This window comes from Sphingosinicella rhizophila, from assembly GCF_032378825.1.
Lineage (GTDB): Bacteria > Pseudomonadota > Alphaproteobacteria > Sphingomonadales > Sphingomonadaceae > Allosphingosinicella > Allosphingosinicella rhizophila.
Genome location: NZ_JAVUPU010000005.1, coordinates 274,144 through 285,791, shown reverse-complemented (window position 1 = coordinate 285,791; position 11,648 = coordinate 274,144). Strand labels below are relative to the sequence as shown.

The 11,648-nt window shown below is 62.9% G+C and carries 11 protein-coding genes; 8 read left to right on the top strand and 3 right to left on the bottom strand.

The annotated features are described in order from the left end of the window. Positions 1–16: 16 nt before the first annotated feature. Positions 17–862, bottom strand: a complete 846-nt coding sequence (locus RQX22_RS12060) for a MipA/OmpV family protein (protein WP_315726773.1) — start codon at positions 860–862, stop codon at positions 17–19. A 158-nt stretch (positions 863–1,020) separates the two neighbouring features. Here RQX22_RS12060 and crtY point away from each other — a divergent pair, with 158 nt between their 5' ends. The 5 genes from crtY to RQX22_RS12035 all read left to right on the top strand — a co-directional run bounded on the left by crtY (position 1,021) and on the right by RQX22_RS12035 (position 5,567). Beyond that, on the top strand, positions 1,021–2,139 hold the full coding sequence (crtY, locus tag RQX22_RS12055) for a lycopene beta-cyclase CrtY (RefSeq protein ID WP_315726772.1): 1,119 nt from the start codon (positions 1,021–1,023) through the stop codon (positions 2,137–2,139). Positions 2,140–2,202: 63 nt separating this feature from the next. Next, positions 2,203–2,517 (top strand): hypothetical protein, encoded by a 315-nt coding sequence (locus tag RQX22_RS12050; RefSeq protein ID WP_315726771.1) that lies wholly within the window; start codon positions 2,203–2,205, stop codon positions 2,515–2,517. A 146-nt stretch (positions 2,518–2,663) separates the two neighbouring features. Further along, entirely contained in the window at positions 2,664–3,863 is a 1,200-nt protein-coding gene (sucC, locus tag RQX22_RS12045) for an ADP-forming succinate--CoA ligase subunit beta (RefSeq protein ID WP_315726770.1), read from the top strand. Positions 3,864–3,891: 28 nt separating this feature from the next. Beyond that, complete coding sequence (locus RQX22_RS12040) at positions 3,892–4,641, top strand: electron transfer flavoprotein subunit beta/FixA family protein (protein WP_315726769.1); 750 nt, start codon at positions 3,892–3,894, stop codon at positions 4,639–4,641. Further along, a complete protein-coding gene (locus RQX22_RS12035; RefSeq protein WP_315726768.1) occupies positions 4,638–5,567 on the top strand; it encodes an electron transfer flavoprotein subunit alpha/FixB family protein in 930 nt (309 codons plus the stop codon). Before RQX22_RS12040 ends, RQX22_RS12035 begins: the two co-directional genes overlap by 4 nt. A 39-nt stretch (positions 5,568–5,606) precedes the next feature. Here the strand turns inward: RQX22_RS12035 and RQX22_RS12030 are convergent, their stop codons facing one another. Then, positions 5,607–6,614 carry a histone deacetylase family protein gene (locus tag RQX22_RS12030; protein WP_315726767.1) on the bottom strand — a complete coding sequence of 336 codons (1,008 nt, stop codon included), beginning with the start codon at positions 6,612–6,614 and terminating at the stop codon, positions 5,607–5,609. Positions 6,615–6,665: 51 nt separating this feature from the next. Beyond that, positions 6,666–7,943, bottom strand: coding sequence for a Na+/H+ antiporter NhaA (gene nhaA / locus RQX22_RS12025; RefSeq protein ID WP_315726766.1), 1,278 nt, complete (start codon positions 7,941–7,943; stop codon positions 6,666–6,668). Positions 7,944–8,130: 187 nt separating this feature from the next. On the opposite strand from nhaA, the gene RQX22_RS12020 reads away from it, so the two are divergent. The 3 genes from RQX22_RS12020 (at position 8,131) to RQX22_RS12010 (ending at position 11,584) form a co-directional block, all read left to right on the top strand. After that, complete coding sequence (locus RQX22_RS12020; protein ID WP_315726765.1) at positions 8,131–9,042, top strand: sulfite exporter TauE/SafE family protein; 912 nt, start codon at positions 8,131–8,133, stop codon at positions 9,040–9,042. Then, entirely contained in the window at positions 9,039–9,803 is a 765-nt protein-coding gene (locus tag RQX22_RS12015) for a TIGR02186 family protein (protein WP_315726764.1), read from the top strand. Before RQX22_RS12020 ends, RQX22_RS12015 begins: the two co-directional genes overlap by 4 nt. 92 nt (positions 9,804–9,895) lie before the next feature. Then, positions 9,896–11,584, top strand: coding sequence for an ATP-binding protein (locus tag RQX22_RS12010; RefSeq protein WP_315726763.1), 1,689 nt, complete (start codon positions 9,896–9,898; stop codon positions 11,582–11,584). Positions 11,585–11,648: the final 64 nt, after the last annotated feature.

The window sequence follows — 11,648 nt, the reverse complement described above, 5'->3', positions numbered from 1 at the left end:
TCTGGAAAGCGCACATCTAGAAACTGTAGGCGAGGCCGATCGTGACGAGATACTGGTCGGCATCGCCGGCATCGGCGACGATCGGGCTGCGCTTGAAATCGCCGAGCAGCCGCGAATAGCTGAGGCCCGCGAACATCGACAAAGCGGGATTGCGCAGATCACCGGTCAGCGCCTGGGCGCCGAGCAGGCTGAATCGCATATTCTTCCAGCCGCCGTCCAGCCCGTAAGGCGCGAGCCCGCTTGCAAGTGCGCCGGCCGGGGTGATTCCGAAATAAGTGGCGGCATAGCCGTCGCCGACGCGATCGGCCTCTGCCGAAAAGGTCAGGTAGGTGCGCGTGCTGAGCGGCGTCTCGTACGTGATCCGCGGCGTCAGCACATGGCTGTCGTGCGTATCGGACATGTCGGTGAGATATTGGAGGCCGACGCTCAGCTTGTCATATTGATGAAGAATGCCCTTCTTTCCGATCGAGGCGAATCCGCCGATTTCTATCGCCTCGTCGATCTTGCCGAGCGCGCGCACCCTTGGGTCCTTGATCCGGCTGCTGCGGTCGAGTCTGACATTGCCGGCCGGCCCGAGCCCGAATTCGAACGCCGATCCCGCCGAATCGGGAACGAGATCGATCGTGAGGGTCGTACCCCTGGTCGCGAAGCTGAAGCCCGCTATCTTGCCGAACGCGATCCCGACCGGGGTGACGATATAATTGTCGGAGCCTTCATAGGAGGGCAGATAGGCTGCGCCTGCGCCGACGGTGAGGCTGTAATTGTCGTCCCGCTCCAGCGGCTCCTCATCCTGGGCGAAGGCGGGCGAGGCGGCGAGTAGCGGCAGCGCGAAGGCGGCCGCCTTATAAGGTCCGAATGTCACGCAAATGCTCCCTGTTGGCGTTGCTAGACGTGCAACGACCCATAGCGGTTCCGGCTCTCTCATCAATTTGCGGCAAAATAGTGCCAAAATGAGGCTTTTGCGAATGGCGGATTCGTGACGATGGCTTCGCCGCGCTCCACCGGGTAAAATGCCCCGCCATGGCACAAGCGAAAAGACAGGGCGTGTTGATTGCCGGCGGCGGCATCGCCGCCAGCCTGGCGGCGCTGGCCATGGCCAGGCTTCGGCCCGAGGTGCCGCTGCTGCTGGTGGGCGAGGACAATGCGTTCGGTGGAAATGCCAGCTGGACCTTCTTCCACGACGAATTGACGAAGGACGAACTGAGGCTGGTCGAACCTTGGATAAGCCATAGCTGGCATGGTTATTATGTGGCTTTTCCAGGCACCAGTCGTAAGCTCAAAGCGGAATGTTCGGTTATCCGGCCGTCCGACCTTGATAAGCTGGTGCGCGACGCACTCGGTCCCGACCGCTTTCGCCTCAAGGCCAGGATCGTCGCGACCCGGGAGGACAGTCTCATCCTGCATGGAGGCGAGAAGATTACGGCCGAAGGCGCCATCGACGCGCGCGCCGCGACGAACCTCAATCTGCTCGATCTCGGCTGGCGCAACGCGATGACGCGCGAATTCGTCTTCGCCAGTCCGCATCGCGTCGATCGTCCGGTGCTGATGGACTCCACCTTGAGCGAAGGCGCTAGCTGCCGCTTCACCTCCTGCGTGCCGCTGGGCGAAAAGGCTCTGCTGGTCGAGGACGTCCACTATTCGCGCGCGCCGGAGGAAGAAGATCGCGAAATGGTTTCGGCGCGCATCGATTCCTATGTGGAACGGCGTGGCTGGAAAGGCGGAAAGCGCAAGCAAGGACCGGTCGGAGCATCCCCGATTGCGATCGGAGGCGATTTCCCCGCCTTCTGGCGCGCCGGCGGCGCCCGGGTGGCGAAGATCGGCGTACGTGGGGGATTTTTCCATCCAGCCACCGGTTCGCCCTTGGCCGATGCCATCCGCACAGCCATGCTGCTGGTCAAGCAATCGGATTTCGGCGGCGAACATCTGCACGACCTTTTCGAGGCCCAGGCGGTAAATGCGTGGAACCGTCGCGAATTCCACCGCAACTTCAACGCCGCCTTGCTCGAGGACAGAAGCGGCGAGCGCTGCGGAGCGCTCGAACGGCTTTACCAGCTCGATGCCAATCTGATCGCCCGATTTCAGTCGGAGCGCCTGGGGATATTCGACCGCCGCCGGATCGCCGGCGCAATCTCGCGCTAGACATTCGCATCCAATCGCCCGGCTCGGCCGTTCCGTCACAGCCGCCTTTTCGAGGATTTGCCGTTGCGCCATTTCATCCTTGCCGCCGCCGCCACGCTGATCCTGTCCGCCTGCGCCTATCAATATGAAGCGCGGATCAGGAATGCGCTGACTGATGCGGGCCTTTCGCGTGAGATGGCGGGCTGCGTTGCCGAACGGATGGTCGATCGATTGTCCGGCGCCCAGTTGCGCCGCCTTGCGCGGGTCGGCCAGGAAAAGGATCGGCCGGATGGCGAATTGAGTGTCGGTGAATTCCTGGATCGCTATCGGGGGGCGCTCGATCCCGAGATCTATAAGGTGATCGCAGGCGCCGGGATCGGCTGCGCCATCTCCATCTAGGCCAGGTGGATAGGGGCCGGCAGTGAACCGGCCCGACCCTCCCGATAGGGTTGAGCGGCTTGGCTTGCGCCCTTCATTATGCTTTAGGGCCCGGACTCGATGGCCCCCGGGCCGCCACCTTTTGACCCGACAGGATCTGCTCCTCCATGAACGTGCACGAATATCAGGCGAAGGAATTGCTCGCTGCCCAGGGTATCCCGGTGCCCGTCGGATATGCGGCCTTGAGCGTCGACGAAGCGGTCGCCGCGGCGGGAAAGCTTCCAGGTCCGCTTTATGTTGTGAAGGCCCAGATCCACGCCGGAGGGCGCGGCAAGGGCAAGTTCAAGGAGCTTCCGGAAGGCGCCAAAGGCGGCGTGCGGCTTGCCAGGAGCGTCGACGAAGTCCGCGCCAATGCCGAGGAAATGTTCGGCCAGACGCTGGTGACGATCCAGACCGGCGCGGAGGGCAAGCAGGTCAATCGCCTCTATGTCACCGACGGAGTCGACATTGCCAAGGAATATTATCTGGCCTTGCTGGTCGATCGCGGCAGCGGGCGGATCGCCATGGTGGCTTCGACCGAAGGCGGCATGGATATCGAACAGGTCGCGCACGACACGCCCGACAAGATCACCACTATCCTGATCGATCCGGCACAGGGGTTCATGCCCCATCATGGCCGCGCTTTGGCTTATGCCCTGGAACTGGAGGGCGACCTCAACAAACAGGGTCAGGCGCTCGCCCGCAAACTCTACGACGCCTTCATCGCCCTCGACTGTTCGATGCTGGAGATAAATCCGCTGGTAGCGACCGAGGACGGCAAATTGTTGGTGCTGGACGCCAAGATGAGCTTCGATTCCAATGCCATGTTCCGGCACAAGGACCTGGAAGCGCTGCGCGACGAGACCGAGGAGGATCCGATGGAGGTCGAGGCCTCGCGCCACGACCTCGCTTACGTGAAGCTGGACGGCAATATCGGCTGCATGGTGAATGGCGCGGGCCTCGCCATGGCGACGATGGACATCATCAAGCTGAACGGCGCCGAGCCCGCCAATTTCCTCGACGTGGGCGGCGGCGCCAATAAGGAAAAGGTCACTGCAGCCTTCAAGATCATCCTCTCCGATCCTTCGGTGAAGGGTATATTGGTGAACATTTTCGGCGGGATCATGCGTTGCGACATCATTGCCGACGGCATCGTCGCCGCGGCACGCGAGGTCGACCTCAAGGTGCCGCTGGTCGTCCGGCTGGAAGGCACCAATGTCGAGGAGGGCAAGGCGATCCTCGCGCAATCGGGCTTGCCGATCGTCGCCGCCAACGACCTGGGTGACGCCGCCCGCAAGATTGTCGCGCAAGTGCGCGAAGCTGCCTGAGACTCGGCAAGAAAGAGGACGTGAGAGCATGAAGCTGCTGGTTCCGGTCAAGCGCGTGATCGATTACAACGTCAAGCCGCGGATCAAGTCCGACGGCTCGGGGGTCGATCTCGCCAACGTCAAGATGAGCATGAATCCCTTTGACGAGATCGCCGTCGAGGAGGCGATCCGGCTCAGGGAAAAGGGCGCCGCCACGGAGATCGTGGCCGTATCGATCGGGCCGGCCAAGGCGCAGGAAACCCTGCGAACCGCGCTCGCCATGGGCGCCGATCGCGCCATCCTCGTCGAGACGGACGCCGAGGTCGAACCGCTGGCCGTCGCCAAGATTCTCGCCAAGATCGCCGAGGAAGAACAGCCGGGCATGGTGATCCTCGGCAAGCAGGCGATCGACGATGACAGCAACCAGACCGGTCAGATGCTGGCGGCGCTGCTCGGCTGGGCGCAAGGCACCTTCGCCTCCAAGGTCGAGGTCGACGGCGAGCAGGTCAGCGTCACGCGCGAGGTGGATGGCGGCTTGGAGACGGTGAAGCTGAAGCTGCCGGCGATCGTCACCACCGATCTTCGTTTGAACGAGCCTCGTTATGCAAGCCTTCCCAACATCATGAAGGCGAAGTCCAAGCCTTTGGCGCAAAAGAGTCCGGACGATTATGGTGTCGACGTCGCGCCGCGCCTGACGACGACGAACGTCCGCGAACCTTCCAAGCGGGAAGCTGGTATCAAGGTGGCCTCGGTCGATGAGCTGATCGATCGCCTGAAGACGATGGGAGTGGTGGGATGAAGACGCTTGTCTGGGTCGAACATGAAGGCGGCCAGCTGAAGGACGCTACCCTGCCGACGGTGACGGCAGCGGCGAAGCTTGGAGAAGTTCATCTCATCGTCGCCGGTCAAGGCGTCGGTGCGGTGGCCGAAGCCGCGGCCAAGATCGCCGGCGTGGGAAAGGTCCATGTCGCCGACGACGCCGCTTATGCCCATGGCTTGGCAGAAAATGTCGCGCCACTGATCGTCGGGCTGATGGACAGCCACGACGCCTTCGTCGCACCGGCCACGACGACGGGGAAGAATATCGCCCCGCGCGTCGCCGCCTTGCTCGACGTGATGCAGATTTCCGACATTCTCTCGGTCGAAAGCGCGGACACGTTCACCCGTCCCATCTATGCCGGCAATGCCATCGCGACGGTCAAGTCCTCGGATACGAAGAAGGTGATCACGGTGCGCGGCACGGCCTTCGAGAAGGCGGCCGACCAGGGCGGATCGGGCGTGATCGAGGCTGTCGCCTCGACAGGCGATAAAGGCATATCCAGCTTCGTCGGCGCCGAAATCGCCGAAAGCGAACGGCCGGAGCTGACCAGCGCCAAGATCATTGTTTCCGGTGGCCGGGCGCTCGGCTCGGCGGAGCAATTCCATCAATATATCGATCCGCTGGCGGACAAGCTCGGCGCTGCCGTCGGGGCCTCGCGCGCGGCAGTCGATGCCGGCTATGCGCCCAACGATTATCAGGTTGGCCAGACCGGCAAGATCGTCGCACCGGAAGCCTATTTCGCGATCGGCATTTCCGGTGCGATCCAGCACCTGGCCGGCATGAAGGATTCGAAGATCATCGTCGCCATCAACAAGGATGAGGATGCGCCGATCTTCCAGGTGGCCGATCTCGGACTGGTGGGCGACTTGTTCAAGCTGGTGCCCGAGCTGACCGAGAAGCTGTAACGCCGCCGCTTTGGTCAGCTCGGCGCGGACGCACCTGCCTTATTGCAGGCCTTCGAGGAATGCCGCCACGTTGCCGCCGAGCGCGTCGGTGGCATAGCCGCCTTCCATGACGGCAAGGGTCGGGAGGCCGAGCGACATGATCGATCGGCCGATGACCGGATAGTCGATCGTCTGGAGATCGAAAAAGGAAATGGGGTCGTCGGTGAACGTGTCGGCGCCATAGCAGCAGATCAGCAGGTCCGGGCCGAAAGCGGCGATCCTTGCCAATGCCGTGTCGAGCGCGCGGGCGAAGCCGGCAAGCGCCGTTCCGCGAGGCAGCGGCAGGTTCAGATTTGCGCCCTCCCCATCCCCGGCGCCCTCCTCGTCGGCATGCCCCCAATAAAAAGGATAATCATATTTGGGATCGGCATGGATCGACACGAAGAGCACGTCCCCGCGCGTGTAGAAGATGTCCTGGGTGCCGTTGCCGTGATGATAGTCGATGTCCAGGATAGCGATCCGGCTCTTGCCGGCGGCAATGGCGGCCTCGGCTGCGACGGCAGCGCTGTTGAGATAGCAATAGCCGCCCATATAATCGGCGCCGGCATGGTGGCCGGGCGGACGGCACAGAGCGAAGGCGACAGGATCGCCGCCGATCACCGCATCCAGCCCCGACAGCGCCGACTGGACCGACCAATAAGCGGATTCGAACGTCCCGGCGGCGATCGGCGTGCCCCCGTCATAACTATATCGGCCAAGACGGGCATCGATGCGGCTGAGGTCGAGCGGCCGGCGCCCCACGACCGGCCAGACGTAACCGGCCGCGTCTCCTTCCCGGCCCGCGGCACGCCAATCCTTGTGGGCGGACCATAGGAAATCGAGATAGTCGCGGGGATGGACGCGCAACAGCGGCTCCTCGCCATGATCGACGGCCGCCTCCGTCGCGCCGATGGCGGCCAGGATCGATTTGGGCCGGCCGATATGTTCGGCATAGGGGACGAAGGCGCCATTGTGCAGCTCCTTGGAAGGAGAATGGGACAATTGGCGGGGATCCCAGAAGCTACGCATGAAAATCCTCGTGATGCGAACAATGGAAAGGCGGCCGTCGGCGAGGTGCCGTCATCGTTTTTCCTCTACGCGTTCGACATCGCCGTCGGCGATGATCTCGCGCGCCAGCAAGGCCTCTTCCTCGAAATGCCGACGGTGCAAGGGCACGAATCGGAGCACTGCATATCCCACAATCGCCGAGACAAGCGACCCCAGAAGGATGCCGATCTTGGCTTTCTCGACCAGATCGGGTGCAAGCGGGAAGGCCAGCCCGCCTATGACGAGACTCATTGTGAAGCCGATCCCGCACAGGGTCGAAATGCCGTAAATCTGCGGCCAGGTCGCGCCGCGCAGGTTTCGCGCGAACCCCAGACGCACCGAAAGCCAAACCGCACCGAAGATACCCGCCTGCTTGCCCAGGAACAGGCCGGCGGCAATGCCGAGCGGAAGCGGTGCGAAGATCCGGTCGAGACCGAGGCCCTCCAGCGACACGCCCGCATTGGCAAATCCGAACAAGGGGACGATCAGGACGGCAACCAAGGGGGCAATAGCCTTTTCAAGGCGGTGCAGGGGCGACAAGGCGGAATCCGGCGCATCCGGGGTGCCGACGATCGGGATCGTCATTGCCGCGAGGATGCCCGCGATGGTGGCGTGCACGCCGGACAGGAGCACGGCGTACCAGAGACAGAAGGCGCCGATCGCGAAGATCCATAAGCGGGTCACGCCGCTTTTGCCCATGATGTACATGACCAGCATGATCCCGGCGGCCACACCCAAGGCAGCCAAGTCGAGCGACGCTGTATAGGCGATCGCGATGATCGCCACCGCGCCCATGTCGTCTACGATGGCGACGGTGGTCAGAAACAACTTCAGTGATGTGGGCGCACGGTTTCCAAGCAGGGCAAGTACGCCGATCGCGAATGCGATATCGGTGGCGGCCGGAATGGCCCAACCATTTCGGAGCAGGGGATCGCCGCCGATGACGGTCAGATAGAGCAAGGCCGGAACTGCCATGCCGGAGGCGGCGGCAATGACCGGCAAGCGACGATATTCCCAGGTCGCGAGCCGGCCGTCGACGAACTCGCGCTTTATTTCCAGGCCGACCAGAAGAAAGAAAATCGCCATCAGGCCGTCCGATATCCACAAATGCGGCGTCATCGGACCGAGTTTGGGTGTCAGTTCCGGCCCCAGCGGCATGTGCAGGATATTCTCATAGAGAGTTCCGAAAGGACTGTTGGCGACGATCATGGCAAAAGCCGCCGCGCCCATGAGCAGAAGTCCGCCCGCTGCCTCATTGCCCAGAAATGCGCGCAAGGCGGATCTGCCTTTGCCTGAACCTTGAGCGCCCATATTTTCTCCCGGCGGACGGACTGAAGTCGCCAAACTTCCGCGACCTTTCGTCTCAGCCTACGCTTGGGGCGTGCCTCGGGTTTCGATCTTTCGAATTGAAGCCCTTCGGGACGAGCGGCCGAACCGCGCCCATCAGAGTGACCCACCGGCCTTCCTTGAAGCGGAGGATGCGGCTAGGTTTCGCCGCGTGGACATTTACCTTCCTGTCGCGGGTCTGTCCGTCAACGCCCTTGTAATCATCGGTCTTGGCGGAATCGTCGGCCTCCTTACCGGAATGATCGGTGTCGGCGGCGGCTTCCTCACGACGCCGATCCTGATCTTCTTCGGTATCCCGCCGGCCGTGGCCGTCGCATCCGCCACCACCCAGATCACCGGCACCAGCGTTTCCGGCGTGCTGGCGCACCGGCGGCGCAAGGGCGTCGACTATCGAATGGGCGCGGTGATCATTGTCGGCGGACTGATCGGCGCCCTGATGGGCGGTGGCCTGTTCCGGCTCCTCCAGGACAGCGGCCAGATCGATACGGCGATCGCGCTGCTTTATGTGATCCTCCTCGGCAGCATCGGCGTGCTGATGGCCAAAGAGGCGGCAACCGCGCTCGACATCATCAAGAGCAAGCCGAGCAAACGGCCGCCCCGGCGCCACAATCCGCTGATCGCGGCACTGCCGATGCGATGGCGCTTCTATCAATCGGGCCTCTATATCTCACCGCTGGCGCCGCTGCTGCTCGGCTTCGTGTCCGGCATGCTGACGGTCCTTCTCGGCGTGGGCGGCGGCTTCATCGTTGTTCCCGCCATGATCTATCTTCTCGGCATGTCCGCCCAGGTGGTGGTCGGAACATCGCTTCTCCAGATCCTGTTCGTGACGGCGGCGACGACGCTGATCCATGCCACGACGACCAAATCTGTGGACATCGTCCTGGCCGGGCTTCTCCTCGTCGGCAGCGTCGTCGGGGCCCAATATGGCGCACGGCTCGCACAGAAGGCCAAGCCAGAATTGCTGCGCATGGTGCTGGCGATCATCATCCTTGCGGTCGCCTTCCGGATGGCGGTCGGGCTCGGCTGGCGACCGGAGGAAATCTATACGGTGCAGATGCTGTGAGGTTCGGGATCCGCTGCCTGCTCCTGCCTTTGCTGGCGTCATTGCTGCTGGGCGCGGCCGAGCCCAAGCTCGTGCCCGACGTTTCCCAGCGCAATGTCGAGATACGCTACAGCTTCACCGGCGCAGAGCTGCTGCTCTTCGGCGCCATCCTTTATCCCGGCGGGAGGGTTCCCGAACATGGCGCCGATGTCGCGGTCGTCGTCAAGGGCCCCCTCGAGCCCATCGTGGTCAGGGAAAAGAAGAAGGTCGCCGGCATCTGGATGAATGTCGAAAGCGCCCGCTTCCGCTCCGCCCCCGCTTTCTATGCCGTGGCATCCTCGCGGCCGCTGCGCGAGCTGGTCGATGAGCGCATGGCGGCCATATACGAACTGGGTCTCGGCAACATCCAGCTTTCGCCCAGCACCGGGGCGCCCCCGGACGTGCAGCGCCGCTTCGAGACCGGCTTTATCGACCTGATGCAGCGCCGCCAGCTCTATTTGGAAAATCCCAAAGGTGTGGAGATCAGCGAAGGCGTTCTCTATCGGGCGCGGCTCAACATCCCGGCGCGGGTTCCGGTCGGCGATTATACGGCGGAGACTTTCCTGATTCGCGACGGGCGCGTCGTGGCGGGAGCGGTGCGGGAGATCCGGATCGAGAAACTGGGGTTCGAGCGCTGGATGGCGAACGCGGCCGAACATTGGTCCTTCGCCTACGGCCTGGCCGCCGTGTTGCTGTCCCTCCTGCTCGGATGGGGCGCGAGCGCGATCGCCAACCGACGGTAGGCCGGGAGCGCCCTGCGGCGTGCAAATCACTTGTTTACCCCTCCGCGTTAAGCTGGCGGTCGACAAGCGAACCTTCGGGAGCAGGCTGACGCATGACCGATATGCAATTCCACACCTCGACCGTGCCCGCCGAGGCCGAAATCACGCCGGTCGGCTTCAAGCCGAATCCGAGCCCTTCGCGCGTCCATGGCGCCATCGGCCGCGTGATCGAGATTGCCGGCGGCGGGGCCCGGATCGACTTCGAAGAGGGCCGCTTGCGGGAGCTTTCGGGAGACGCCGATCCCAGCGTCGCCATTTCGGGTCAGGTCGGCGGCCACGTCAAGGTGGAGGCCGGCAATCGCTGGCTCCTCGCCAATGTCCGCGCCCTCCGGCTCAATGACGCCGAGGGCGGGCTGGTTATCGCCCAGGCCGACTTCCTTGGTGAGGGCGAGGAGGACAAGCAGAGCGGCAAGCTCATCAATTTCAAGCGCGGTATCACCACCTATCCGATCCCCGGCGCCCGCGTCTTTCCGGTGACGGGATCCGATCTCAAGCAGATGTTCGCCGCGGACGAGCGCGCCCATATCGAGGTGGGCACCGTCTATCCGACGCGCGACGTTCGGGGCGCTCTCTATATCGACGCCCTGCTCGGCAAGCATTTCGCACTGCTTGGATCGACCGGCACCGGCAAATCGACCGCCGCATCGCTGATCATGCATCGAATCTGCGACCTTTCGCCCGACGGCCATATCGTCATGATCGATCCGCACGGGGAATATTCGGCCGCCTTCAAGAGCAATGGCGAATTGTTCAGCGTCGAAAACCTGGCCATGCCTTATTGGCTGATGAATTTCGAGGAACATTGCGAAGTGTTCATCACCTCGTCCGGCGCCGACTGGCAGAGGGACAGCGACATATTGGCGAAGTGCCTGCTGATCGCCCGGTCCAAGAACCGCGCCGCGGAAGGCATGACCAAACTGACCGTCGATTCTCCGATACCTTATGCGCTTTCCGACCTCACCAGCGCGATCACCCAGGAAATGGGCTTGCTCAACAAGGCGACGGACACGGCTCCGTTCATGCGTCTCAAGACCAAGATCGACGAGCTGAAGGCCGACCCACGCTATAATTTCATGTTTTCCGGAATGCTCGTCGCGGACAGCATGGCGCAGTTCATCAGCAAGATCTTCCGCCTCCCTGCCAACGGCAAGCCGATCTCGATCGTCGATGTTTCGGGCGTTCCGTCCGACATCACCTCGGTCGTGGTGGCGGTGCTGTCACGCCTGGTTTTTGATTATGCCTTGTGGTCGCGCCACGAGGTGCAGCGGCCCGTTCTCCTCATCTGCGAGGAAGCGCACCGCTATGTACCCGCCGACAAGACGTCCAGCGGCCAGGCCGTCCGCAAGATCCTCGAGCGCATCGCCAAGGAAGGCCGTAAATATGGCGTCTCCCTTGGCCTTATAACCCAAAGGCCGTCCGATCTGGCGGAAGGCGTGCTGTCGCAATGCGGCACCATAATCGCCATGCGGCTGAACAATGACCGCGACCAGCAATTCGTGAAAAGCGCCATGCCCGAGGGTGCGCGCGGCTTCCTGGACGTCATACCGGCGCTGAGGAATCGCGAATGCATCATCTGCGGCGAGGGTGTTTCGATCCCGATCCGGGTCTCCTTCGACGATCTGGAGCGTGAACGCTGTCCTGCTTCGTCCGACCCGCTCTTCTCGGAACTCTGGCGGCAGACCGGTGAAGAAGAGGCGATGGTCAACCGCGTCGTCAAGCGCTGGCGGAGCCAGGGCCGCTGAGAAGCCATCGTTCGGAGCCGGTTCGGCTCAGCTGAACAGGGGCTGCACTACGAGGCAAGGTGAC

What these genes read in the sequence shown, in the direction of transcription:
- nhaA (WP_315726766.1), bottom strand. Translation starts at nt 7,943, where the DNA reads ATGGGCGCTCAAGGTTCAGGCAAAGGCAGATCCGCCTTGCGCGCATTT.
- crtY (WP_315726772.1), top strand. Translation starts at nt 1,021, where the DNA reads ATGGCACAAGCGAAAAGACAGGGCGTGTTGATTGCCGGCGGCGGCATC.
- RQX22_RS12040 (WP_315726769.1), top strand. Translation starts at nt 3,892, where the DNA reads ATGAAGCTGCTGGTTCCGGTCAAGCGCGTGATCGATTACAACGTCAAG.
- RQX22_RS12030 (WP_315726767.1), bottom strand. Translation starts at nt 6,614, where the DNA reads ATGCGTAGCTTCTGGGATCCCCGCCAATTGTCCCATTCTCCTTCCAAG.
- sucC (WP_315726770.1), top strand. Translation starts at nt 2,664, where the DNA reads ATGAACGTGCACGAATATCAGGCGAAGGAATTGCTCGCTGCCCAGGGT.
- RQX22_RS12010 (WP_315726763.1), top strand. Translation starts at nt 9,896, where the DNA reads ATGACCGATATGCAATTCCACACCTCGACCGTGCCCGCCGAGGCCGAA.
- RQX22_RS12035 (WP_315726768.1), top strand. Translation starts at nt 4,638, where the DNA reads ATGAAGACGCTTGTCTGGGTCGAACATGAAGGCGGCCAGCTGAAGGAC.